This window comes from Streptomyces sp. NPDC048481, assembly GCF_043200075.1.
Taxonomy (GTDB): domain Bacteria; phylum Actinomycetota; class Actinomycetes; order Streptomycetales; family Streptomycetaceae; genus Streptomyces.
The window spans coordinates 183,011-205,712 of sequence record NZ_JBICXC010000014.1 but is presented as its reverse complement, the minus strand read 5'-3'; the positions used below and the strand labels follow the sequence as shown (position 1 = coordinate 205,712).

The following is a 22,702-nucleotide window of genomic DNA, read 5'->3' as shown; positions in this document are numbered from 1 at the left end:
TCGGGCTTCGGGACGGGGCGGGGCCGGCACGACAGCCGGGCGGGCCCCGGCCGGCCACGGTGGAGCACCGATCCCGCCCGGTGGCCGGACCGGCCGGTCATGGCGGAGGACCGGCTTCGTCGTCGCGGGACGAACACCCAGGGACGTCAACACACCGACCCGGGACGACCGAGGGACGTCAGCACGGACGTCGGCGAGGTCACCGTGGCGCACGGCTCGCGACGGGGCCGACCGGGCACGACAGCCGAAGCCGGCCCCGCCGGTCGCACGGAGCACCTGACCCGCCCGGTCGCCGGACACGCCGGTCATGGCGGAGGACGGGCTCCGTGCGGTCGGCCGGGACGACAGTCGGAGCCGACCTACGCCGCTGACGCCGGAGGCCCGGTCCCGTCCGGTCACCGGCCGGCCGGTCGCGGCGGAGGACGGGCAGCTTCGCCGTCACGGGGGCGGACGCCGTTAACCGGCCCGCAGCGGTGCCGTCGCGAACTCCGTCATCCCCTCCGCGAAGGGGACCCCCGGCTTCCAGCCCGCCTCCTCGCGCAGCCGCAGGGAGGAGGCGGTGATGTGGCGGACGTCGCCGAGCCGGTACTCCCCCGTGACCACCGGCGCCGGTCCGCCGTACGCCGCTGCCAGCGCACCGGCCATCTCGCCCACCGTGTGCGGCTCGCCGCTGCCCACGTTGTAGGCCCGCAGGCCGCCGTCCGGGGCGCCTTCCAAGCCGTCCAGGGACGCGAGGTTGGCGCCCGCGACGTCCCGGACGTGCACGAAGTCGCGGCGTTGGCCGCCGTCCTCGAAGACGCGCGGTGCCTCGCCGCGCGAGAGGGCGGACCGGAACAGGGAGGCGACGCCCGCGTACGGGGTGTCCCTGGGCATGCCCGGGCCGTACACGTTGTGGTAGCGCAGGGCGGCGACCCGCCCGCCGGTCGCGCGCGCCCAGGCGGCGGCCAGGTGTTCCTGGGCCAGCTTGGTGGCCGCGTACACGTTGCGCGGATCGGCCGGGGCGTCCTCGTCCACCAGGCCGGCGGCCAGCGGCTGCCCGCAGCGCGGACAGGGCGGCTCGAAGCGGCCCGCCTCCAGGTCGGCCACCCGCCGCGGTCCGGGGCGTACGACACCGTGCCGGGAGCACTCGTAGCGTCCCTCGCCGTAGACCACCATCGAACTCGCCAGCACCAGGCGGCGCGGGCCCGCTTCCGCCATCGCGGCCAGGAGCACGGCGGTGCCGAGGTCGTTGCAGCCGACGTAGTCCGGGGCGTCGGCGAAGTCCTTGCCGAGTCCGACCATCGCGGCCTGGTGGCAGACGGCGTCGACGCCCCGCAGGGCGTGGGCCACGGCCTGTCTGTCGCGGACGTCGGCGTGCCGCCAGTCCGTCCCGTCGGGGATGTCGGGCGCCGTGCGGTGTGCGGCGGGCAGCAGCGCGTCGAGGACGCGCACCTCGTGCCCCGCGCCGAGGAGAGCGGTGACGATGTGCGAGCCGATGAAGCCCGCGCCTCCGGTGACCAGGATCAACATGCCACCGACCGTAGGGCTTTCGGCCCGGCCGCGGGCCGCGCCACCCGCGGACGTCAGGGGTTCGTAAGCCTTTCCGGCTCCCGCGACTGCCCGGGCTCCCGCGGCGGCCCGGCCGACCGGGCCGCCGTCAGCGTCAGCAGCGCGAAGGCCACGGCGAAGCCCAGCATGGTGAACACGCCTCGCGGCCAGAATATGTGACTGTCGGCGAACGACCAGCAGGCGGCGAGCAGGACGGCCGCGCCCGGCAGGACCCGGACGCCGTGCCGCCGCCACAGCACCGCGCAGCAGGCCAGCGAGGCCACGGCCAGCCCGTAGACCCCGGTCAGCCCCAGTTCGTCGCCGGTGGCGAACAGCCGCCCGGCCGCCCCGTGCACGCCGTGCTCGACCACCGTCCCGGCGGAGATCCCCGCCACCGCGTCCAGTCCGGAGTAGTAGGCGGCGAAGCAGAGGCATCCGGCCCAGGCGAGCAGCGTCAGCGCCCCGTCCACGTCCCGGCGCGGCCTGCCCCACAGCGGGACCACCAGACCGAGGACGAGGAGGGGGAAGACGGGCAGCAGAACGATGTGCAGCCCGGCCCAGTCGCCCGCCGTCGCCGGCGTGAGATGCCGGGGATGCACCAGGCCCGCGGCGGCCAGCAGCAGCGGAGGGACGGTGACCAGCGCCGTGAGGCGCGCAGTACGCAGAGATCGCATCCGCTCACGCTAGGGGCGCGGCGGTGCGGACACGCCGGCCGTCCGGTGGGCGTAAGACACCTGTAAGGCGTAGCCCGCCGTGTCACGTACGGGTGAGCGTGCGCGAGACGGCGTCTACGGCGGGGCGTGCGGCGGCGGCCCGGCCGGAAGGTCACCGGTCGGGCCGCCGCCGCCGGCGCACGAGCCCGCGCCCGGCCCCCCACAATGCCGCCGCCGTGGCCACGGCCACCACGGCGATCAGCCAGTTGCGCGGATAGTCGAGGGGCAGTACCGACGGGTTGGCCGTCCTGCCCGGTCGCAGCAGCACGGGCAGTGCCACCGCCGTGAGCGCGCCCGCGACGAGCAGCGCGCCCCGCACAGGCCCCCGCGCGCGGCGCCGCACCAGCACGAGCCCCACCAGCAGCACCAAGGGGGCGATCACCGCGTCGTGCAGGAGGACCGCCCCTCCCAGCCAGACCAGCACCCCGATCGGATCACGCACGTCCGTCAGCTGGAACGCGCCGACGCCCATGAGCGCCAAGCCCACCGCGCCCAGCAGGACCCGCAGCGCCTTCATCCCGCCACCTCCAGCCGGCTCACCCATTTGGTCTGGAGCACACCCGGCCGGTTCGGGGCGATGAGCCGCGCCGGAAATCCGTGGTCGGGGTCGAGTTCCTCGCCGTTCAGCCGCAGGGCGAGCAGCGTCAGCGGGTCCCGGGCGTGCTCATGGCCCATCTCCGACACCCGGTAGCCGCCGCGCAGCTGCAAGGAGACCACCCGTACCCGCGCGTGGGCCGGGGTCCCCGCGCGGTCCAGCAGGTCGACGATGCGCACACCGCTCCAGCGCGCCGACTTGCTCCACCCCTCCACGCACGCGATCGGCAGTTCCACCTCGTGCTGCGGCATGGCGCGCAGCTCGTCCAGGGTGAGGGTGTAGGGCCGCGGGCCGGCGACCACCAGCCGGTAGGCCTCGTCGGCGACCCGGCCGACACCGGCCGCCGCGGCGGTCCGGTTCACGGGCAGCGACTGGGGCCCCTTGTCCGGGTCCCGGGGCGCGAACAGCAGGAAGTCCTTCAGCGGGGTGAACGACTGGCCCACGGTGGTGAGCGTGACGGCCCCGACCGCCGCGCCCACCGCGGCCAGCAGGGAACGCCGGTCCGGTCCGTCCTGCACGGGCAGGGCGAGCGTCCCCGGCGACCGGCGGGTCCAGTGCGCCCTGATCTCCGGCGCCTTGACCGCCACGTGCAGCGCCAGCGCCCCGATGACCAGCCACGCCACCGCGTAGTGCACCGGCACGAACGAGAAGGGCCACGGATACCACTGGGCCGTGTTCAGCAGGCCGGTCGACACCTGGAAGACGGACCCGGCGACCAGCACCGCCACGGACAGCCGCTCCAGGGCGTGCCTGACCGACCTCAGCGGCGGCCAGGCGAACAGCCGCGGATACACCGTCCACAGCTTGGCGAGCAGCAGCGGGACGGCCGCGGTGCCGGAGGCGACGTGCAGGCCCTGCGTGAACCGGTAGCCCCAGACCGGGCGGCTCGGGATGTCGTCGGCCAGCCAGCCGGGCGGGTGCTGCATGAAGTGACTGATCAGACCGGTGACGAAGCACACCGCGAACGCCGCCCCGAGCCAGCGGCCGATCGAGGTCGCCGTGCGGGGATCGTGCAGCCGGCCCCGGAACGCCGGCAAAGACACGTGCAGTTTCATGGTCCCATCCCACCTGCGCACACGGCCGGTTCGGAACCATGAAACCCTTACGGAACAGGGACGTCCCGACGACACGACGGGACGGCCGGACAGCGGGACGGCCGGAAGTCCGGACGGCTCCGGACGCGGGACGCATCCGTGGGCCGGGCCGACGGCACAGGTCCCGGAACTCCTGCCGGCCGCCCGTCCCGGTCAGGGTGTGTAGACGGCGGGGCGGGGCGCGGTGGGCATGCCGGCGCCGATGAAGAAGCTCGGGTGCGGCGGCTGGTTGTAGGCGGTGTTCTGCCAGGCGAGCGCGGTGCGGTACTGGGTGTCGTGGAGCAGCGTGGTGATGCGGGTGCTCGTCGTATACGGCGTGCTGTAGATCCGCAGGGCGCGGTTGTCGCTGGTGGGCCAGACGACCTCCTCCCGCCAGTCGCCGAGGATGTCCCCGGACAGCGACGGCGTCGACTTCGTGCCGTTGTTGGCGTGGACGCCCGAGGCCGTCAGGAGACGGGTGTCGCCCGAGGTGCCGTACTTGTCGATGTGGGTGCCGTCGAGCAGTTCGCGCAGGGTGTCGCCGTCCCACCACGACAGGAAGTTGACGCTGGAGGGCTCCCTGCCGAGGGAGGCTCCGGTCACCGAGCGCAGCGTGGTGTCGGAGGCGGACCAGGCCTCGGCGCCCGGACTGCCGGCGTAGACGTCGCCGGCGACCCCGCGGCCGTTGTCGGAGCCGCCCGCCGTCTGCCAGAGGATCCTTCCGGTGCGCGCGTCGGCCATCCACGAGCCGGGCTTGCCGGACTCCTCGGACACCTTGAACTCCTCCAGGCCCGCCCGTGAGGGGTCCAGGTCCCCGACGTGCATGGCGTCACCGTGGCCCATGCGCGTGGTCCACAGACCGGATCCGTTGTCGTCGACTGTCATGGCGCCGTAGACGATCTCGTCCTTGCCGTCGTTGTCGACGTCGGCGACGGACAGGCTGTGGTTGCCCTGGCCGTCGTAGCCCTTGCCGCTGTTCGAGGAGGAGTTCGTGTCGAAGGTCCAGCGGCGCGTGAACTGCCCGTTCCGCCAGTCCCAGGCGGCGATCACCGTGCGGGTGTAGTAGCCGCGCGCCATGACCAGCGAGGGACGGGAGCCGTCGAGATACGCGGTTCCCGCGAGGAAGCGGTCGACGCGGTTGCCGTAGGAGTCGCCCCAGGACGAGACGGTGCCGCGGGCCGGGACGTAGTCGACGCTCTGCATCGCCCTGCCGCTCTGACCGTTGAACATGGTCAGGTACTCGGGGCCGGACAGCACGTAACCGGACGAATTGCGGTGGTCGGCGGACGAGTTGCCGATCACCGTGCCGGCGCCGTCCCGCGCGCCGTCGGCGGTCTTCATCGCGACCTCGGCCTTGCCGTCGCCGTCGTAGTCGTACACCTGGAACTGCGTGTAGTGGGCGCCCGAGCGGATGTTGCGGCCCAGGTCGATCCGCCACAGCCGGGTGCCGTCGAGCTTCAGCCCGTCGATGATCGTGTTCCCGGTGTAGCCGGACTGCGAGTTGTCCTTCGCGTTGGTCGGATACCACTTCAGGACCAGGTCGAGACGGCCGTCGCCGTCCAGGTCGCCGACCGAGGCGTCGTTGGCCTCGTAGGTGTAGGCGACGCCGTCGGGAGTGGTGCCGCCGGCCGGCGGTGAGAGCGGCACGTTGAGATACCCCGACCTGAGCTGCAACGCGGGCTCGGAGGCGGCCTGTTCGGCTCCGTCGACCACCGCGCGCACGGTGTACCCGGCCGAGTCCGGGGCGCCGGCGTCGAAGTAGTTCGTCGACGTGCCGATCGGCGAGGAGTTGAGCCTGACGCCACCCCGGTAGACGTTGAACGCCACGTCACCGGGGTCGGTGGCGAGCCAACGCCACGACACCAGGTTTCCGCTGCTGGAATGGGTGCTGGTCAGTCCCCGGTCGAGGCGCTCGACCTGCCGCGCGGTGGCGGCGTCGGCGCTCTGGGGCAGTGCGGTGAGGGCGGCGGCCGCCAGCGCGATGGCGGCGGCGATGCCGCTGATCAGCCGGCCCGGTGACCGGCCTCCACGTCGCTCGGACCACGACGCGTGGGGACGCCCGGCGGAATCGGCCACGGTGACCTCCGGTGTGGGGGGTGTGGGTGTGTGGGGGGATGCGGGAGCACGGCCCAGGGGGAGGGCGCGAGGGGCGGTGGTGCGCTCGGCCGGCCGTCGCCCTGCCGACGAGCCGGTCGATCGGCCGGTCGTCCGGTCACTCGGTCTGTCGGCGGGTCTGTCGGTCGGACGGCCTGCGAGCGTGGGAACGCTCCCACAGAGGGGGAGCGTAAGGAGGAGGTGATGTGTCGTCAAGGATTCTGTCCGACTCGATGTTCGGCCCTGTTCGGGTCCGTGAGTTCGGGCGTCCCAGACGATTGACAGCCATGTGTCCGACCGGGAAACTGCGTGATGCCTCTCGCGTTTCATGTGAACGAGCACAGTCGTCAAGTGCCAGATGTCCGTTGATGGATGCGGCCTCGCGAGAGGTCCCGTCCGTGAAATCGCTCGGTCTCTGGGATCGCTCACAGTTCTCCCTGGTCGATTGGCGCGGGCCCGGGCCCGATGATCCGACCGACCGCCCGCTCCGCATCCCATGGGGCGGTACGGCGTCCGGTCCCCACCCGGACGCCACCGGTATCCGCCGTACCTGGTCACCGGCACCGGCTCCACCTGCCGCCCCCAGGGCACTTGACGCACTGCGCGTCCCCCCACCACCTCCACCACCTCCACCACCTCCACCACCCCCACCACCCCCACGACCGACTGCCCGTCCGCCGCGACGTTCCAGGTGCGGCAGACGGGCAGGGAGGAGCGACCATGTCCCCCACCCATGCGTCCGGTTCCGGACGGATCAGCCGAAGGACTCTTCTCAAGGCCACGACCGCCACGGCCGGAGCGATCGCCACCGCTGCCGCGTTCGCGGAACTGGAGACGCCGGCCGAGGCCGCGGCAGGCTTCGTCAAGGGCGTCGACATCAGCTGGGCGCCGCAGATGGAGGCCCGCGGGTACTCCTGGAAGAACGCGAGCGGACAGACGCAGGATCTGCTCACCATCCTCAAGGGGTACGGCATCACGGCCGTCCGGCTGCGCACGTTCGTCAACCCGTCCGGCGACCCCGCCAACGGGCACTGCGGCATCGACGAGGTCGCCGCGTTCGCCAAGCGGATCAAGGCCGCCGGGATGTCGATCATGCTCGACTACATGTTCGGCGACACGTGGAACTCCGTCGGCGTGCAGAACCCGCCCGCCGCCTGGCGGAACATGAGCTACAGCCAGATGCGCTCCGCGATGGGCACGTACGTGAACCGGACCATGACGGTCATGAGGAACAACGACGTGCTGCCGACCTGGGTGCAGATCGGCAACGAGATCAACAGCGGCATCTGCCGTCCGGTCGGCAGCGTTTCCAACGCGGCCCAGCTGACCGGGCTGCTCAACGCGGCGTACGCGCAGGTGAAGGCGGTCTCGCCGAACTCCACGGTCTGCATCCACCTGGCCCAGCCGCAGAAGTACGACTCCATGACGACGTTCTTCAGCCGCTACGCGGCCAACGGCGGCAAGTGGGACATGTCCGTGTTCTCCTCGTACGGCAGCGCGGACCTCGCGCCCGGCATCGTGGCGAACATGCAGAAGATCTCCGCCGCCTACGGCAAGCCGTTCCTCCAGAGCGAGTTCGGCGGCCGGGTGGACCGGGCGTCCGCCACGCAGGCCTCGCTCGTCGCCTACATCAAGGCGCTGAAGGCGACCGGCGGACAGGGCATCTTCTACTGGGAGCCGGAAGGCATGTCCCCGTTCACCGGCTACAACATGGGCGCCTGGGACTCCGCCACCAAGCGGCCCACCGTCATCATGAACGGCTTCACCCAGGCCTGAGCGACGCCTTCGTGAACCCTCCTCGATCAACACCTCTTCGTCGACAAGGACGACACACATGCTTGCTATGAGCACGGCTCCGCGAGGCCGGGGCGGGCGGGGCGCGCGGCTGGCGGCCGCGGGCCTCCTGACCTTGGCCGCCCTGGCCGGCGCGGGCACCGCCCGCGCCGGGGCCACGACCGGGCCCGGCTCCGCCGCCGCGCCCGCGGGTTGCACCGGCACCTCCCCGATCACCTGCCACTACGCCGTCGCACCGGGCGACTACGACGTGACGGTCTCCCTCGGCGGGGCGACCGCCGGGCAGACCGAGATGTGGGTCGAGGCCCGGCGTCTGATGCTTCCGGCGACGAGGACGGCCGCCGGCGCCGTCGCCGCGTATTCGTTCACCGTCGACGTACGCCTGCCGGAGGGGCAGCCCACCGGCCAGGGCGGGACCGGGAACCCCGGTCTGGACATCCGGTTCACGGGGTCCGCCCCACGGGTGACCGCCGTCTCGGTGAAACCGGCGACCCGGCCGCTGGTCGCCTACCTGGCCGGCGACTCGACCGTGTGCGACCAGCCGTCGGCCCCCTACACGGGCTGGGGCCAGATGATCACGACCGAGGTGCGCGCCGGGGCGTCCATCGCCAACTACGCGGACTCGGGCGAGAGTTCGGGAAGCTTCCTCGGCAACTCGGCACTGTTCCCCGCGATGCTGTCGAAGGTCGGGGCGAACGATCCGGTCTTCATCCAGCTCGGGCACAACGACAAGCAGACGACCGCGTCCGCCTACCGCGGCAACCTCACCGCCATGATCACGCGGATCCGCGCGAAGGGCGGTGTCCCGGTCCTCGTGACGCCGCCGGTCCGCCGGCTGTTCGACGGCTCGCGCCTCACGCCGACGGCCCTGCACGTCAACGGCGTGGGCGTGAACCTGCCGGCGGAGATGCGCGCGGTCGCCTCGGCGCAGCGGGTCCCGGTGATCGATCTGACCACCAGGAGCAAGGCGCTGGTCGAGTCCCTCGGGCCCTCCGCCTCCGCGCAGCTCTTCCTGCGCTCCTCCGTCGACGGCGTCACGGACAACACCCACTTCTCGCAGTACGGCGCGACCCGGATCGGCGGGCTGCTGCTCCAGAGCATCCGGGAACAGAACCTGCCCCTGGCCGCGTACCTGCGCTGACCGCCTCGCGGCCGCGCCCGTCCCCGGGAGGGACCCGATGAAGAAGTTACGGATACTCGTCACGACCGTACTGGTCCTGGCCTTGTCGAGCCTCGGCGTGCGGGCCGCCTCGGCGGCCGGGAGCACGACGGCGGACTGCGTCGGCTCCGCGCACCACTCCGCGCCGGCCGCGACGCGAGCGGCCGCGCCGGTGACCGTGTGGCTGGCCGGCGACTCCACGATGGCGAACCCGGGGTCCGGGCGCTGCCCGGTCGGCTGGGGAAGCCAGTTCGACGCCCTGTTCGACGGCGACGTGACCGTCAGGAACCAGGCGGTGAGCGGCCGCAGCATCCAGACCTGGATGTACGAGGGGAACGTGAGCGCGGCCAAGGGCTCGGACGGCGAATGCCGGCTCACCTCCTCCGCCTACTCGGCACGCTGGCAGGCGATGCTGAACGCGAGCACCGGGATGAAGGCCGGCGACTACCTCTTCATCCAGTTCGGCATCAACGACTCGACGTCGGCCTGTCCCAAGCACGTGGGCACGGCCCGTTTCCAGCAACTGCTGACCGCCATGGCTCGGGCGGCCCAGGCCCGTGGGGCGCACCCGGTCCTGCTCACCTCCGTCGCCGCCATCACCTGTTCCGGCGGCACGGCGACCAAGAACCGCGGCTTCGTCGCCCAGACCCTCGCCGCGGGAACGGCCACCGGGTCGCCCGTCATCGACCTCCAGACGCTGAGCGTGTCGCTCTACAACAGCGTCCGGTTCTGCCCGAACAACGGCGACTACGGGTCCGGACCCCTCGGCGCGTTCTTCTGCAACGACCACACCCACTTCGAGACCTACGGCGCGCAACAGATCGCCCGTCTCGTCGCCGGGGACGTACGCCGGCAGAACCTGCCGCTCGCCGCATACCTCCGGTAGCACGGGAACGGGGGCCGGGGGTCGCCCGCACGGCCGGTTCCACGGAACCCGGTCGTGCGGGCACCCGCGCACGACCTCCCCGGCCGAACGCCACCCCGAACGGGCCGCGCGGGACCTCGGGGCCCCCGACGTCCCACCCCTTGACCGCACGATCGCCCGGTCCTCAGGCGGTCGACGGCGCTACGCTCGGGTCATGCCCGACACCTCGGTGGCACGCTTCTACGACGAGCTGACCGACGACTACCACCTCGTCTACGCGGACTGGGACGCGAGCGTCCGCCGGCAGGGAGCGGCCCTGAACGATCTGATCGGCGAGGACGGTGCAACGGTCCTCGACTGCTCCTGCGGCATCGGCACGCAGGCACTCGGCCTGGCCCTTCGGGGACACCGTGTCACCGCGACCGATCTCAGTCCACGCGCCGTCGCCCGCGCCGCCGACGAGGCCGCCCGCCGGAGCGTGGCGCTGCGCACGGCCGCCGCGGACATGCGCCGCCTCCCCTTCTCGGACGACCGGTTCGACGCCGTCGTCTGCGCCGACAACTCGCTGCCCCACCTTCTGACGGAGCAGGACGTCCACGCGGCCCTGACCGAGATGCACCGTGTGCTGCGTCCCGCCGGCCTGCTGCTCGTGAGCACCCGCCCCTACGACGATCTCCTCCGCGACCGTCCCGTCTCGACGCCTCCGCAGGTCCACGCACCGGTCGACGGGGCGGAGCGGACCGTGACGTTCCAGCTCTGGCACTGGCACGACGACGGCCAGCACTACGACCTGGAGCACTTCCAGCTCCTCCCGGCAGACGACCTTCCGGCACACCGCCCCGCCCGCGGCGGCCTGTCCCCCGTCGCGCCTGCGCCTTCCGCGACCCGGTCGGACGGGGAGTGGCGCGTCCGGGTCCGCCGAACGACCTACTGGGCCATCGGCCGGGAGCGGCTGACCGCTCTCGCGGCCGACGCGGGGTTCGTGGACGCCACCTGGCGGGTGCCCGAGGAGACGGGCTTCTTCCAACCCCTGCTCATTGCGCGAGCGGGCAGTCGGCCGGGGTTCTGAAGGCCCGCCCGGACCCGTCACCACCCCCGCGAAAAACCGGAGTTGGGCGAGCGAACGTCCCTGTTACGGTGATCCGATGACGACGACGATCAAGAAGTTCCAGGTCACCTTCGACTGCGCGGACCCCGAGCGGGTGGCCCGCTTCTGGTGCGAGGTGCTGGGGTACGAGCCGCCGACGCCACCCCAGGGCTTCGACACCTGGGACGAGTACAACGCCACCCTGCCCCCCGGGGAGCGCGGGGCGTGGTTCGCGTGCAGTGACCCCTCGGGCGCGGGACCGCGGCTGTACTTCCAGCGCGTCCCCGAGGGCAAGGTCGTCAAGAACCGGGTCCATCTCGACGTGCGGGTCGGCACCGGCCTCGTGGGTGACGAGCGGCTGGCCACGCTCACGGCCGAGCGCGACCGCCTGCTCGCCCTCGGCGCGACCTGCGTACAGGTCCTCGTCGCCGACGAGGAGAACGAGTCCTGCATCGTGATGCAGGACATCGAGGGCAACGAATTCTGCCTGGACTGACCTCCCTCACCTCCCCTACCTCCCCTACCTCCGTGACGCCCCGGCGAGCCGGCTCTGCCCAGCCGGCTCGACCGGTCCACCGCGCTCCCCCGCCCGACGCCCGCCACCTGGCGCGCAACGCGGGGGCCTCTTCGGTTGTGCTTCAACTCAGCCAAACCGGGCGTCAGTTGTGACCGAAAGCGGTAGCAAATCCGGCACAACCATCCGAACGGCTCGCCCGTCACATATGGCAGGAGCAACCAACTCCTAAGTACACAAGGGGGAAATATGCGCTTCACTCACGCCATGTTGGGCGCCGCGACGCTGGCCGCGGTGTCGGTGGGGGCCACGACCGCGCTCGCGGCACCCGCGTCCGCCACACCGAACACCACCCCGCAGAAGGTCTGCGGCAGCGGCTACAAGACCGTGAACTCCGCCGCCATCGGCTCGCTGGGCACCGTCTACCTGACCTACAACGCCGCCAACGGCAACAACTGCGTCGTCACCATCCGCAACAACCCCGGCAACGCCGTGGACATGTCGGCCTGGATCTACGTGCCCGACACGAACGAGGGCGACGACGACTACGGGCGCTACACCTCGTACGCGGGACCGTCGTACGTCATCGGCAAGGGCCACTGTGTGGACTGGGGCGGCGGCATCGCCAACACCACGGTCCAGGTGACCGGCTCCAACTGCGCGTCCCTCAAGGAGCACCGGACGACCACCACCCGCTGACCGCCCGCGCTTCGCGCCGGCCGGTCGGCCGGTCAGCACGAGTCCACCACCGAGCCCGGTGACGTCTGGTGCGACCGGCGGCGTCCATGACCTGGCGCCGCCGGTCGCCCCGGACGCCGGGTGTCGCCCGGTGCGGTCGGAGCGGCGGGTCAGACGGATGATTCCCGCAGCCTCGGGTGCGGCGCGGCCGCGGGGGCGGCGGGGGCATGGGGGTATGCGGCCTGCCGGTGCTGGAAGGAGAGGATCTTCGGGTTCTGGACGACGCCGTCGCGGATCTCGATGGCCTTCTGGACCGTCACGTCCGCGTCCCATGCCACCGGGCCGCTCATGACCTTTCGCAGATAGGGAAGCAGCGCCTCGCTGATCTCCCAGGTGGCGGAGTTCCACAGGTGGGACGGGCTGTGATCCACGGCGTAGTAGTGGCAGCCCGGCCCCGTGTCGAGCATGGGCTCCCCGAAGGTGGTCGGACGCGCCCACGAAAAGCCCATGCCCTCGTCGCAGGAGACGTCGACGAACAGGGTCCCGGGCCGGAACAGGGCGAGTTCGTCGTCGGTCACGAACGTCAGGGGCGCGTCGGTGTCCTGAAGGACACAGTTGACGACGACATCGAACCCGGCCAGGTACTCCGCCAGCGGCACCGTGCCGGAGCCGGTAACGGCGCACAGACGCGAAGGATCGTCGTCGTCCTCCTTGAAGTGGCCCATCACGACCGAGGGCATCGGTGAGGCGACGGCCGCGGCGGCACGCTGGGTGAGGACGGTGACGTCGGAGATCCCCATGGCGCCCAGGCCGGTGACCGCTCCGCGGGCGGTGGCGCCGAAGCTGATCACCACGGCCCGCAGGCGGCGGCCGTAACTGCCGGTCAGCCCGGCCAGCTGCAAGGCGTGCAGCACCGAGCAGTAGCCGGCCAGCTCGTTGTTCTTGTGGAACACATGAACGCTGAAGGCGCCGGTGGAGGTCCAGTGGTTCATGGCCTCCCAGGCGATCAGCGTCAGCCGCCGGTCGATGGCCAGCTGGGTCGTCTTCTCGTCCTGCACACAGTGCGGCCACCCCCACAGCACCTGGCCCTCGCGCAGTTCGGCGACGTCGTCGTGGGTCGGCTTGGGCAGCAGCAGGATGTCGCACTCGGCGAGGAGGTCCGCACGGGGGCGCAGGCCCGCCACGAGTGGTCGCAGCGCATCGTCGGCGACGCCGAACCGCCGGCCGTAACCCTGTTCGAGGAAGATTCTCCCGCGCAGGTCCGCGGGGATCCGTTCGAGGTGGCTGGGATGCAGGGGCAGGCGGAACTCGTTCTCCTTGTGCGAGGAGGCGAGTACTCCGAGGCTCATCGGACTCATGGGGCGGCTCATTTCCGGCCGGGCGCGATGCGCTCCGGGATTGCCGTTCCCCGAGGGCGACGCCGAAACGGTGACGGCGTGCGAGGTGCGCTCGGTACCGCCACCGTACTCCCGTCCCGGGCCGCCCGGAGACCGTGCTCAGGCGCGGCGGACCCGCCACAGCCATGCCGCGGCGCCGGCCAGCAGGGCGAGCGTGACCAGACCGGCCACCAGCGACGGGGTGCCGGCCGGGGCGCCCGAGAGGTTCCACGTGGCGATGACGACGGTCGGCAGGACGGCGGTCACGAGTACGCCGGTGGTCTTCTGGACGGTGGTCCAGTGCACCGAGGTACACAGCAGGACGGCGCCTGCGATCCGGAACAGGACGCCGAACACCGGTCCGGGGAGGTCCGGGAAGATCATGGTGAAGGGCAGCGAGAGGGTGAGCATCAGAAGGGGGACCATGGGGTGCACCCTGCCCCGCCGCACGGGGGCGTCGGAGCCGGTCCGGGTCGGGGCACCGGCCGCTGCACCCCCTGCCTCGGCCAGCGCCGTCGCCGCGATCGTGCGGGGGTCCCCCAACTCGGCCAGTATCGTGCCGATCGGTGCCTGTGGACGTTCGGCACGCGTCACCTCGATGTGTTCGGCGAGGTCGGCGAGCAGCTCCTGACTGCGGTCGGCGGGAAGGGCTGCGCTCTCGCGCCCGACGGCGGAGAGGTAGTCGCGTACGGGGTCGGCAGAGGTCTTCATGCGGAGTCTCCGGTCGGTGGGTGCGGGGCGGCCAGGAAGGCGTCGACGGCGTCGCGGAAGCCGGGCCAGACGCGGGTGAACTCGTCGAGCGCCGCCCGGCCGCTGTCGGTGAGCGCGTAGTACCGGCGCGGTGGTCCGGAGGCGGATTCCTGCCAGGTGGTGGTGACCAGGTCGTCGCGGCGGAGCCGGGAGAGCAGCGGGTAGACGGTGCCCTGGCTGGTGGCGAGGGCGCCGGATTCCTCCAGGGCGTGGAGAAGCTCCACGCCGTAGCGGGGACGGTCCCGCATCAGGGCGAGTACGCAGTACTCCAGGACGCCCTTGCGCAGTTGGGCTGCGGCCCGTGCCTGCTTGGTCGAATCACCTGGTTCCATGCAAGACAAGGTACCCGGCAGAGCAAGGATTTGTAAAAGGGTTCCCGCCCTTCGCATCTCGGCGAGGGCCACGGCCGACGCCCGCTCGGGCGTCAGGCCTCACATGTGGCCATCTGGCCGACATCAACCGCTGCGCAGGGTGGATTGTCGGCCAATGCCTCCCGCCGTCGCCGCGGGTGCGGGGACACCGGCGAGCGGCGCGGCAGACCGGACCGCCGTCACATGATGGGTCATCAGCGCCGTGCGCTGCCGGTGGAGTTCGGCTGCGCAACGTTGCTCGGACCGTGCGCCCCGCTCCGGCCGCCGCGACCCGTGGACGGAGCGGCGACGCATGCCGCGCCGCGGAAACCGCCCCCCCACCGCGTGTTCGGGTGGGCGCGGCAGCCGCGGTGCTGTGCGCCTGTGAAGCGGAATGCTCCGCGCCGGGACGGCACCGCCGCGACGCCCTCGGACCCGCGCGCTCGCCCGCCGTCCACGGGCTCGGGACATCGGCCAGTAGATCTTCGGCCATATCGGCTTATTGGGCGGAGACGGCGCACTGTTCGGTACTTGTCGCCGCAGTCACGCCCTGGCTAGGCTCCCGCTCGCTTTCACGTTTCGCGCACATTTTCTACGCACGGCACACGGGGACCGGCCCTGCGGCGCGGGCCCCCAGGCGTACGGGGGGTGGGGAACGTCGACGGGTCACCGGTTCGCCGGCCTTCGGGCCGTCCCTCACCACCGTATGACGCGCACCCCGCCGCCGAACGGCCACCTCGTGCGCGACGGCGCAGACCCGGGGCCGGTGCGGCCGCTCCGGCGCGCGGCGACCTCAGGACTTTGTGGTGGGTGAACGCCGTCGACGGACTCGGCAGCCAGGCCTCCGGTCTCGTCCTGCCGTTGCTGCTGCTGGACCTCGGCCACAGTCCCGGCACCGCCGGTTCGCTGGCCACCGCCACCGCGCTGAGCGGGGTCGTTCTCGGGCCGGTCGTCGCGGTGCCGGCGGACCGGGGACGACGGCGGCTCCTCATGACGGGGTCGGCGGCGCTCGCGGCCCTGTGCACGGGCGTGCTGGCCCTGACCTGCCTGGGCCGGCCCGCGTTATGGGTCGTGATGGCGCTCGCGCTGGCCGAGCGGCTGTGCGCGGTGGTCTACGAGGCCGCGTCGCGCGGAGCCCTCGTCCATCTGGCCGCGACCGACGAACTGCCCCGGGCGGCCGCCGGGATGCAGGTGGGCGATCAGATCTCGCTCGTCGTGGGTCCGGTGCTGGGCGGAGTCCTCTTCCAGCTCGCCCGGCCCCTGCCCTTCCTCGCGGACGCGCTCTCCTACGCGGCGGCCGCGCTCGGCGTCCGGTCCATCCGCACGCCCCTCGACCCGCCGGCCCATGCGCCGGAGGCAGCAGTCCGTCCGGGAAAGACGGGCGACCGCGGGATGCGGGGGATGTGGTCGGGAAGGTTCGGCGCCATGACGGCGGGCGTGGTGACGGTGGCCCGGTCCCCCGTCCTGCGTCTCGTCCTGATCTGGACGTCGACCGCCGGGGGAACACTGACGCTGCTGTTCTACACCGCGCTCTTCCGGCTCGGCTCCGACGGTCACGGCCACAGCGACGGCGCGGCCGTCGGCGCGGTGCTCGCGGCTTCCGGGGCGGCCGGGCTTCTGGGCGCGCTGCTCGCCGCCCCCGCGGTACGCCGCCTAGGTGCGGGACGCCTGTTGACCCTGGCCGCCTGGCTGCTGCCCGTGCCGTGCGGATCCCTGGTGTGGGCGGACGGCGCGGTCGGCTGGGGAGCGGCGTTCGCCGGGATCTCGCTGCTGGTGCCGTTGATCACGGTGGTCCTGGCCGGCGTCGCCGTCGCGTGCACGCCGGTGGCGTTGCAGTCGCGGACCGCGGGCGTCTTCGGCTCGCTCTCCGCCCTCGCCGCGGCCGGCGCGCCGGCGCTCGCCGCGTTCATGGTCACCGTGGGCACCGCGCGCACTCCGGTGCTGCTGTGCACCGTGCTGTTCGGCGCACTGGCCGTCCACACGCAGGTGAAGGCTCCGGGACTGCTGCGCTCGGGCGCCGCGTCCGCCGTGTCCGCCGAGGGGACGACGGGTGACGGCCGTGGGTGACGCCTTCAGGGTCTTCGTCGGCGCGCTCCCGCAGGTGTGCCCGCGCGACGCCCGGCGCATGGTGCTGACGGGCGACGCCGGGGGCCGCTGCGAGGTCTTCACGTGGGACGCCTCGACCCGCAGCGCCCGTCAGGTCACCGACCGGCCCGGGGGCACGGTGCATCACGCCGTCGACGCGGACGCGTACGTGTGGTGGTTCGACGAGGACGCCGACGGCGTGGGGCGCTGGTGGTTCGAGCCGTTCGACGGCGGCTGCCGGCTGCCCGGCCTGCCGGGGGCGCCGGCCGGGTCGCCGCGCGGGCTCGCGGTGACGGCCGACGGCACGGTCGCCGCGGCGGTCGCGCCCCGGCAGGGAGGCACGAGTCTGCTGGTGGGACGGCGTGGCCGGGTACCGCGCGAGGTGCTCCGCACCGCCGGTCCGGCCCGGCTGGGGGGCATCACACCGGAAGGCGATCTCATGGCCCTCGCGACGGCGTCCGACGGCGATGCGACCGTCGTCGTCGTGACCCCGTCGGGCCGGGTGCTCGCCGCCCTGCCCCGCCCCGACAGCGCCGACGGATTTGTTGAAGCCGCGCCCCCCGGCGGACCCGGCGGACCCGGCGGCAGATTCTGGTGCCGGGGCTTCTCGCCGCGGCGGGGCCGCAGGGAACTGCTGCTGGTGCACGAGCTGGAGGACTGCTACCAGTTGGCGACGTGGACGCCGCACGACGGGCTGGCCGTTCACGCGTGGTGCCGCTTCGACACGGAGATCACCGCGTCCTGGTATCCCGACACCGACGAGGTGCTGGTGCGCCAGGAGCGCCATGGCCGGTCGCTGCTGCACCGGGTGTCCCTGCGCGACCGCGCCCGCCGCGTCGTCCCCACCCCCGCGGGCAGTCTGCTCGACGCCGCCCCGCGGCCCGGCGGGGGGCTGCACTACCTGTGGACCGACACCGCGCACCCGCCCGTTCCGCGCTCGACCGACGGGATCGCGCTGCCGGAACCCGGCCCCCTGCCCCATGTGCCCGGCCGTCACACCGATCTGTGGACCCCGACGCCCCACGGCTCCGTCCACACGTTCCTCAGCCTGCCGGACGAGACGGCGGGCGGAAGCGGCGCCGGCGCCGGCGCCGGACATCCCGCCTCCGGCGGTCCGTGGCCGACCGTGTTCCTCGTCCACGGCGGGCCCGCGGACCACGACCGGGACGCCTACGACGCCACCGTGCACTCGCTCGTGGCCTCCGGATACGCCGTCGCGCGGGTCAACTACCGCGGCTCGACCGGCTACGGTCCCCGCTGGCGGCGGGCGTTCGGGACAGACGTCGGCCACGCCCAGGTGGACGACCTGGTCGCCGTACGGGCCGATCTCGTCCGCCGCGGACTCGCCGACGACCGCGCGACCGCCCTGTGGGGCGTGTCCTGGGGGGCGTACCTGGTACTCCTCGCGCTCGGCAGCCGCCCGCGGACCTGGCAGGCCGGCATCGCGGTGAAGCCCGTCGCCGACTGGGTGAGCGCCCACCGGCTGACCACCCCCGCACTGCGCGCCCTGGACGTCCGCTGGTTCGGGGGGACGCCGGAAGAGGTGCCGGAACGTTACTCCCGCAGCTCTCCCCTCACCTACGCGTCAGCGGTCCGCGCGCCGTTGCTCCTCGTCGGCGCGGAGAAGGACGCCAAGTGCCCGCCCGAGCAGATCCGCAGCTACTCCGCCGCCCTGACCGCCGCGGGCGTGGCCCACGAGCAGCTGTGGCTCGACACCGGACACGACGGCTACGACGGCGCGGCACACGTCGCCGTCCTGCGCCGCTCCCTGACGTTCCTGCACTCGTGTCTGCCCGCACCGGCGGCGGACACCCCCTCACGTCCTCCGGCACCGTCCGGAGGACCCCGGCCCCGCTGATGGACACAGCGGGACCGGGCGTGCACGGCACCACCCGCCCGAAGAACACTCCATGAACCCGAGAAGGAGGACGACCATGCAGAAGGACATCATCCACAACGACCCGCTCGACGGCGACGAGGAGAACCGGAAGCCGGGCATCGGCATCACCATCACGATCCCGTTCCGCAACGCCGCCGAGAGCGACGACGAGGAGTGACCCGCGGCCCGGCCGGCCCGGTCCGACCCGGGCCGGCCGGGCACCCTCCCGTTCCCGTCCCGCCAGCCGCTCGCGCTCCGAGGAGCCCACCGTGCGCGTTCTTCTCGTCAACATGCCCTGGTCCCCGATGGACCTGCCCTCACTGGCGCTCGGCATCCTGAAACGAAGCGTCGACGAACACGTCCAGGACGCCACGTGCGAGGTGCTGCACGCCAATCTGGAATTCACCGACTGGATCACCGGCCGCACCGAGTTCACGGCCGAGGACTACGACTACTACGCCCTCTCCTCCTACTTCCTCGGCTGCGGGGACTGGGTGTTCTCCTCGGCGCTCTACGACGACCCGCAATGGCGGGAGTCGGAGTTCGTCGACGCCATGACGTCCAAGCTGCGCCGGTCCCGGATGCGCATGACACGCGAACTGCACCGCGTCGTGCCGGAGTTCGTCGCCGAGGTGGCCGAGCGCGTCGTCGCGCTGCAGCCCGACGTGGTCGGGTTCACCTCCACGTTCCAGCAGAACACGGCCGCGCTGGCGGCCGCCCGTCACATCAAGCGTCTCGCCCCGCACGTCGTCACCGTCATGGGCGGAGCCAACTGCGACGCCGAGCAGGGCGCCGCCGTCCACCGCAACTTCCCGTTCGTGGACTACGTGGTGCGCGGCGAGGGCGAGGACGCCTTCCCCCGGCTGCTGACCGCGCTGCGCGACGGCGACCCGTCCGCCGCGGCCTCGATCCCGGGGCTGTGCCACCGCACCCCCGAGTCGGGACACACCGTCAACCCCATGCCCGCCGGACCGTTGCCGCCCGCGGCGATCCTGCCGCCCGACTACAGCGGCTACTTCGAACGTCTCGCCGCGTCCGTGGCGCGCAACTGGGTGGAGCCGAAACTGGTCGTCGAGGGCGCGCGGGGCTGCTGGTGGGGCGAGAAGCACCACTGCACCTTCTGCGGCCTCAACGGCTCCTTCATGCAGTTCCGCAGCAAGAGCCCCGACACGTTCTACCAGGAGATCATGGACCTGGCGGAGCGGCACCGGGTGCTGGACATGTACGTGGTCGACAACATCCTGGACATGCGCTACCTGTCCACCGTGCTGCCCCGCGTCATCGACAGCGGCTACGACCTGCGCATGCACATCGAGATCAAGGCCAACATGCGGCGCCCCCAGTTGCAGGTCCTGGCCGACGCCGGGCTCATCTACGTCCAGCCGGGCATCGAGAGCCTCAACAGCCGGGTCCTCGACCTCATGGACAAGGGCGTCAGCGGCTGCCAGAACGTGCGCATGCTCCGCGACGCGGCGGAGACCGGGCTGTCGGTGTCATGGAACTACCTGCACGGCTTCCCCGGCGAGACCGCGGACGACTACGAACCCGTCATCCGGCAGCTCCCCGCCCTGGAGCATCTCAACCCGCCGGTCGACCTGTCCGCCCGCATCGCCATCGAACGGTTCAGCCCGTACTTCAACCGCCCCGAACTGGGCTTCACCGGACTGCGCCCGGAGGAGCACTACCTGTTCACGTACGACCTGCCCGAGGCGGAGCTCCACGATCTGGCCTACGTCTTCCAGGCGCCGGAGCGCGGCATCACCGAGCCCACGGTCACGCTCCTCAACGACGGCATCGCCGCCTGGAAGAAGCACCACGCCGACGCGCGCCTCACCCACACCGACCTGGGCGACCGGATCGTCCTGGTCAGCCGGCGTCCGTCCTACGCATGGCGGACCCTGCAACTCGCCGGCCCGCTGGAGACGGCGCTCTTCCGCCTCCTGGACCAGCCGCACACCGTAGTCGCGCTGCACCGCAAGTTGACCTCGGCCGCCGGCTCGCCCGACGGCGCGCCGTGCACACCGCACGAGGTGGAGGCGCTTCTCAAGGAGTGGGTCACGCAGGGCATCGTCTTCACGGACGCGGGCCAGTACGTGCACATCGCCCCGGCCGCCGTGAACCAGGACCTGCTGCGTCTGGACTACATGCGGCACGCCCACACCCGCGACGAGACCACCACCGCGAGCGGGCCGGCCACCGCCGTCGGGAGCACCACCGTCGCCGACGCCACCGCAGAGCCCGCGCCGGTCCCGTCCTGAGCACGGGCCACCTTCCCCTTCGCCCTTCCCCGCTTGCCCGTCCCCCCGTCCCCCCGGCCCCGCGACCCGACGAAGGACCGCACATGACAGCCACCGCACCGAGCGTCACCGTCCGAGCGTGGCGCGACCTCGATCCACAGGCCCGTGATCTGCCGGGCATGTCGCTGGGAACCCTCCAGGTGACCGCACAGCCACCGCAGGTCGACCGGTTGTGGGACCTGGGGGTGCGCCATGCCGAACTGGACACGGCCGTCGACCTGACCGGCGACGATCCCGCGTCCCACCGAAGGGCCGTCGACCGGCTGTGCCTGGTGCGCGACCTCACCGCCCGCGCCGTCTCCGTCGACTGGGACCTGCGCCTGTCCCCGCACGACTCCGCCCACCAGTGGAAGGTGCTGTCCCACCTCCAGCCGCCCCGCACCGTCACCGGCCTCGAAGCCGCCGACGAGGCGCTGCACGCCTGGCGGACCCGGCACTACCTGTGCAAACTCGTCTGGCGCCAGGGTCCGGGCTTCGTGCAGATCCGGGACCGCCGCTGGGGCGATCTGCGCCGCTTCACCGCCGAGGAGCCCCGCTACCACGAGGCCGTCGACCGGCTCGTGCCGGGCGTCCACCACGCCGCCGTGCCCGCCGACATCCTCGAGGAGTTCACGGCCGAGCACCTGGTGCTGCGCGTCGGCGACCTGGCGTGGTGGCTGCCCTACCGGGTGTCCCGCTGGCTCCAGGAAGCCATGGCCGTCTGAACCGGACGCCACCGGCCCCTCGGCCCGGACCGCTCAGGAGAAGTCCGCGTCGGTGAGGCCGTCGGCGTGCCCGGGCGGCCATTGCACCAGCTCGATCCGGTAGCCGTCCGGGTCGGTGAGCCACGCGGTCGTCGGGCCGTCGGGGCCGCCCGGGTGCTGGACGGGCCCCGGCTCCAGGCCTGCGCGGGTCAGCCGCTCCAGGGTGCCGGCCAGTGTGTCCACCTGGATCGCGAGGTGGTCGAAGCCGGTGCCCACGTCGACGCTTCCGTCCGCGGGGCGGTGGACCAGTTCGAGCGAGGCCGAGGTCTCGCCCGGGAACCTCAGGAGCGCGAGGCGACCCGCGTCACCGCCGTGCACCCTGCCCAGCTCCGCGTAGCCCAGGGCGGTGTAGAAAGCGAGCGAACGGTCCAGGTCGGTGACGCGGTAGGAGACGAACAGCGTCCTCACGCGGCCTCCTCGCGGCGGCGCACCCGGTAGCGCAGGTGCGTGACGTCCCGGTCGTCGAGCCGCCGGACGAGGTCGAGCTCGATGTGATCACCGCCCAGACCGTCGAAGAGGCGCCGGCCGTCCCCGAGGAGGACCTGCACGAGGTGGATCTCCATCTCGTCCAGCTGTCCGGCGCGCAGGAGCGCCCGGGCCGCGCTCGCGCCGTGGACCATCACCGGCCGGTCACCGGCCGCCGCGCGGGCCTGACGGGCGCATTCGTCGACGTCCGTGACGAACCGCGCGCGGCCGGGCGGCACGTCCCCGTCGTCGACCTGGTGGGTGAGCACGAAGATCGGCACACCGTCGTGGTGGTCGCCCCGCCAGCGCCCGGCGAGCTCGAAGGTCCGGCGGCCGGAGATCACGGCACCGGTGGCCAGCGCCTCGCGGTAGACCTGGCCGCTGGGACCGTCGGACTCCCGGTCGTCGAGCCAGTTGAAAAGACGTCCTCCCGCGCGCCCGAGTTCCTGGCCCGGTCGGTCGTCGGGACCGGCGATGCAGCCGTCGAGCGACATCGACATGTACAGCCGAATCGGATTGCTCATCGCGGCCTGCACCTCTCCTTCATTGCCTGGGCGTGCTCTGTCCTTCCCCCGTCCGGGCGGGAATGTCACAAGGGGGACTCCGGGCAGCCGGCGGACTCATCGCCGCGGGACGGGTCGGATGGCCGGGACGGGGC

Annotated in this window: 21 protein-coding genes; 11 read left to right on the top strand and 10 right to left on the bottom strand. The window is 72.4% G+C overall.

Features of this window, described 5'->3' with window-relative positions; all coding sequences use genetic code 11:
* Positions 1–456 precede the first annotated feature (456 nt).
* From ACGFSH_RS31930 to ACGFSH_RS31910, 5 genes are all read right to left on the bottom strand, one after another.
* On the bottom strand, positions 457–1,509 hold the full coding sequence (locus tag ACGFSH_RS31930) for an NAD-dependent epimerase/dehydratase family protein (RefSeq protein ID WP_393354622.1): 1,053 nt from the start codon (positions 1,507–1,509) through the stop codon (positions 457–459).
* 53 nt (positions 1,510–1,562) lie between these two features.
* Entirely contained in the window at positions 1,563–2,201 is a 639-nt protein-coding gene (locus tag ACGFSH_RS31925; protein WP_393354620.1) for a hypothetical protein, read from the bottom strand.
* Between the two features lie 151 nt (positions 2,202–2,352).
* Positions 2,353–2,757, bottom strand: coding sequence for a hypothetical protein (locus ACGFSH_RS31920; RefSeq protein ID WP_393354618.1), 405 nt, complete (start codon positions 2,755–2,757; stop codon positions 2,353–2,355).
* Positions 2,754–3,890 (bottom strand): molybdopterin-dependent oxidoreductase, encoded by a 1,137-nt coding sequence (locus ACGFSH_RS31915; RefSeq protein WP_393354616.1) that lies wholly within the window; start codon positions 3,888–3,890, stop codon positions 2,754–2,756. The genes ACGFSH_RS31920 and ACGFSH_RS31915 overlap by 4 nt, the downstream gene beginning before the upstream one ends.
* A 192-nt stretch (positions 3,891–4,082) precedes the next feature.
* The gene (locus ACGFSH_RS31910) at positions 4,083–5,915 is read right to left on the bottom strand and encodes a rhamnogalacturonan lyase (protein ID WP_393354669.1); all 1,833 of its coding nucleotides are present in this window, start codon (positions 5,913–5,915) and stop codon (positions 4,083–4,085) included.
* A gap of 807 nt (positions 5,916–6,722) precedes the next feature.
* Here ACGFSH_RS31910 and ACGFSH_RS31905 point away from each other — a divergent pair.
* The 6 genes from ACGFSH_RS31905 to ACGFSH_RS31880 all read left to right on the top strand — a co-directional run bounded on the left by ACGFSH_RS31905 (position 6,723) and on the right by ACGFSH_RS31880 (position 12,120).
* Positions 6,723–7,778 (top strand): glycosyl hydrolase 53 family protein, encoded by a 1,056-nt coding sequence (locus ACGFSH_RS31905; protein WP_393354614.1) that lies wholly within the window; start codon positions 6,723–6,725, stop codon positions 7,776–7,778.
* A gap of 67 nt (positions 7,779–7,845) precedes the next feature.
* Complete coding sequence (locus tag ACGFSH_RS31900; protein ID WP_393354667.1) at positions 7,846–8,937, top strand: rhamnogalacturonan acetylesterase; 1,092 nt, start codon at positions 7,846–7,848, stop codon at positions 8,935–8,937.
* A gap of 37 nt (positions 8,938–8,974) precedes the next feature.
* Complete coding sequence (locus ACGFSH_RS31895) at positions 8,975–9,841, top strand: GDSL-type esterase/lipase family protein (protein WP_393354612.1); 867 nt, start codon at positions 8,975–8,977, stop codon at positions 9,839–9,841.
* A 193-nt stretch (positions 9,842–10,034) separates the two neighbouring features.
* Positions 10,035–10,889 (top strand): class I SAM-dependent methyltransferase, encoded by an 855-nt coding sequence (locus tag ACGFSH_RS31890; RefSeq protein WP_393354610.1) that lies wholly within the window; start codon positions 10,035–10,037, stop codon positions 10,887–10,889.
* Positions 10,890–10,965: 76 nt separating this feature from the next.
* Positions 10,966–11,403, top strand: a complete 438-nt coding sequence (locus ACGFSH_RS31885) for a VOC family protein (RefSeq protein ID WP_393354608.1) — start codon at positions 10,966–10,968, stop codon at positions 11,401–11,403.
* Positions 11,404–11,670: 267 nt separating this feature from the next.
* A complete protein-coding gene (locus tag ACGFSH_RS31880) occupies positions 11,671–12,120 on the top strand; it encodes a spore-associated protein (protein ID WP_393354606.1) in 450 nt (149 codons plus the stop codon).
* A 149-nt stretch (positions 12,121–12,269) separates the two neighbouring features.
* Here ACGFSH_RS31880 and ACGFSH_RS31875 read toward each other — a convergent pair whose 3' ends face one another.
* The 3 genes from ACGFSH_RS31875 to ACGFSH_RS31865 all read right to left on the bottom strand — a co-directional run bounded on the left by ACGFSH_RS31875 (position 12,270) and on the right by ACGFSH_RS31865 (position 14,557).
* Positions 12,270–13,457 carry a N(5)-(carboxyethyl)ornithine synthase gene (locus ACGFSH_RS31875; protein ID WP_393354604.1) on the bottom strand — a complete coding sequence of 396 codons (1,188 nt, stop codon included), beginning with the start codon at positions 13,455–13,457 and terminating at the stop codon, positions 12,270–12,272.
* A gap of 138 nt (positions 13,458–13,595) precedes the next feature.
* On the bottom strand, positions 13,596–14,186 hold the full coding sequence (locus ACGFSH_RS31870) for an HAAS signaling domain-containing protein (protein ID WP_393354602.1): 591 nt from the start codon (positions 14,184–14,186) through the stop codon (positions 13,596–13,598).
* Positions 14,183–14,557 carry a PadR family transcriptional regulator gene (locus tag ACGFSH_RS31865; RefSeq protein ID WP_393354600.1) on the bottom strand — a complete coding sequence of 125 codons (375 nt, stop codon included), beginning with the start codon at positions 14,555–14,557 and terminating at the stop codon, positions 14,183–14,185. The genes ACGFSH_RS31870 and ACGFSH_RS31865 overlap by 4 nt, the downstream gene beginning before the upstream one ends.
* A gap of 828 nt (positions 14,558–15,385) precedes the next feature.
* On the opposite strand from ACGFSH_RS31865, the gene ACGFSH_RS31860 reads away from it, so the two are divergent.
* The 5 genes from ACGFSH_RS31860 to ACGFSH_RS31840 all read left to right on the top strand — a co-directional run bounded on the left by ACGFSH_RS31860 (position 15,386) and on the right by ACGFSH_RS31840 (position 21,540).
* Positions 15,386–16,642, top strand: coding sequence for an MFS transporter (locus ACGFSH_RS31860; protein ID WP_393354598.1), 1,257 nt, complete (start codon positions 15,386–15,388; stop codon positions 16,640–16,642).
* Positions 16,635–18,518, top strand: a complete 1,884-nt coding sequence (locus ACGFSH_RS31855; RefSeq protein ID WP_393354596.1) for an alpha/beta hydrolase family protein — start codon at positions 16,635–16,637, stop codon at positions 18,516–18,518. Before ACGFSH_RS31860 ends, ACGFSH_RS31855 begins: the two co-directional genes overlap by 8 nt.
* Before the next feature lie 76 nt (positions 18,519–18,594).
* Entirely contained in the window at positions 18,595–18,717 is a 123-nt protein-coding gene (locus tag ACGFSH_RS31850; protein ID WP_329406239.1) for a hypothetical protein, read from the top strand.
* A gap of 91 nt (positions 18,718–18,808) precedes the next feature.
* Positions 18,809–20,797 carry a RiPP maturation radical SAM C-methyltransferase gene (locus tag ACGFSH_RS31845; protein WP_393354594.1) on the top strand — a complete coding sequence of 663 codons (1,989 nt, stop codon included), beginning with the start codon at positions 18,809–18,811 and terminating at the stop codon, positions 20,795–20,797.
* 83 nt (positions 20,798–20,880) lie between these two features.
* Positions 20,881–21,540, top strand: coding sequence for a DUF5825 family protein (locus ACGFSH_RS31840; protein WP_393354592.1), 660 nt, complete (start codon positions 20,881–20,883; stop codon positions 21,538–21,540).
* 33 nt (positions 21,541–21,573) lie between these two features.
* Here the strand turns inward: ACGFSH_RS31840 and ACGFSH_RS31835 are convergent, their stop codons facing one another.
* Together ACGFSH_RS31835 and ACGFSH_RS31830 are read right to left on the bottom strand one after the other, a co-directional pair.
* Complete coding sequence (locus ACGFSH_RS31835; protein ID WP_393354591.1) at positions 21,574–21,987, bottom strand: VOC family protein; 414 nt, start codon at positions 21,985–21,987, stop codon at positions 21,574–21,576.
* On the bottom strand, positions 21,984–22,568 hold the full coding sequence (locus ACGFSH_RS31830) for a dihydrofolate reductase family protein (RefSeq protein WP_393354589.1): 585 nt from the start codon (positions 22,566–22,568) through the stop codon (positions 21,984–21,986). Before ACGFSH_RS31830 ends, ACGFSH_RS31835 begins: the two co-directional genes overlap by 4 nt.
* Positions 22,569–22,702 lie beyond the last annotated feature (134 nt).

What these genes read in the sequence shown, in the direction of transcription:
- ACGFSH_RS31930 (WP_393354622.1), bottom strand. Translation starts at nt 1,509, where the DNA reads ATGTTGATCCTGGTCACCGGAGGCGCGGGCTTCATCGGCTCGCACATC.
- ACGFSH_RS31925 (WP_393354620.1), bottom strand. Translation starts at nt 2,201, where the DNA reads ATGCGATCTCTGCGTACTGCGCGCCTCACGGCGCTGGTCACCGTCCCT.
- ACGFSH_RS31920 (WP_393354618.1), bottom strand. Translation starts at nt 2,757, where the DNA reads ATGAAGGCGCTGCGGGTCCTGCTGGGCGCGGTGGGCTTGGCGCTCATG.
- ACGFSH_RS31915 (WP_393354616.1), bottom strand. Translation starts at nt 3,890, where the DNA reads ATGAAACTGCACGTGTCTTTGCCGGCGTTCCGGGGCCGGCTGCACGAT.
- ACGFSH_RS31905 (WP_393354614.1), top strand. Translation starts at nt 6,723, where the DNA reads ATGTCCCCCACCCATGCGTCCGGTTCCGGACGGATCAGCCGAAGGACT.
- ACGFSH_RS31900 (WP_393354667.1), top strand. Translation starts at nt 7,846, where the DNA reads ATGAGCACGGCTCCGCGAGGCCGGGGCGGGCGGGGCGCGCGGCTGGCG.
- ACGFSH_RS31895 (WP_393354612.1), top strand. Translation starts at nt 8,975, where the DNA reads ATGAAGAAGTTACGGATACTCGTCACGACCGTACTGGTCCTGGCCTTG.
- ACGFSH_RS31890 (WP_393354610.1), top strand. Translation starts at nt 10,035, where the DNA reads ATGCCCGACACCTCGGTGGCACGCTTCTACGACGAGCTGACCGACGAC.
- ACGFSH_RS31885 (WP_393354608.1), top strand. Translation starts at nt 10,966, where the DNA reads ATGACGACGACGATCAAGAAGTTCCAGGTCACCTTCGACTGCGCGGAC.
- ACGFSH_RS31880 (WP_393354606.1), top strand. Translation starts at nt 11,671, where the DNA reads ATGCGCTTCACTCACGCCATGTTGGGCGCCGCGACGCTGGCCGCGGTG.
- ACGFSH_RS31875 (WP_393354604.1), bottom strand. Translation starts at nt 13,457, where the DNA reads ATGAGTCCGATGAGCCTCGGAGTACTCGCCTCCTCGCACAAGGAGAAC.
- ACGFSH_RS31870 (WP_393354602.1), bottom strand. Translation starts at nt 14,186, where the DNA reads ATGAAGACCTCTGCCGACCCCGTACGCGACTACCTCTCCGCCGTCGGG.
- ACGFSH_RS31865 (WP_393354600.1), bottom strand. Translation starts at nt 14,557, where the DNA reads ATGGAACCAGGTGATTCGACCAAGCAGGCACGGGCCGCAGCCCAACTG.
- ACGFSH_RS31850 (WP_329406239.1), top strand. Translation starts at nt 18,595, where the DNA reads ATGCAGAAGGACATCATCCACAACGACCCGCTCGACGGCGACGAGGAG.
- ACGFSH_RS31840 (WP_393354592.1), top strand. Translation starts at nt 20,881, where the DNA reads ATGACAGCCACCGCACCGAGCGTCACCGTCCGAGCGTGGCGCGACCTC.
- ACGFSH_RS31830 (WP_393354589.1), bottom strand. Translation starts at nt 22,568, where the DNA reads ATGAGCAATCCGATTCGGCTGTACATGTCGATGTCGCTCGACGGCTGC.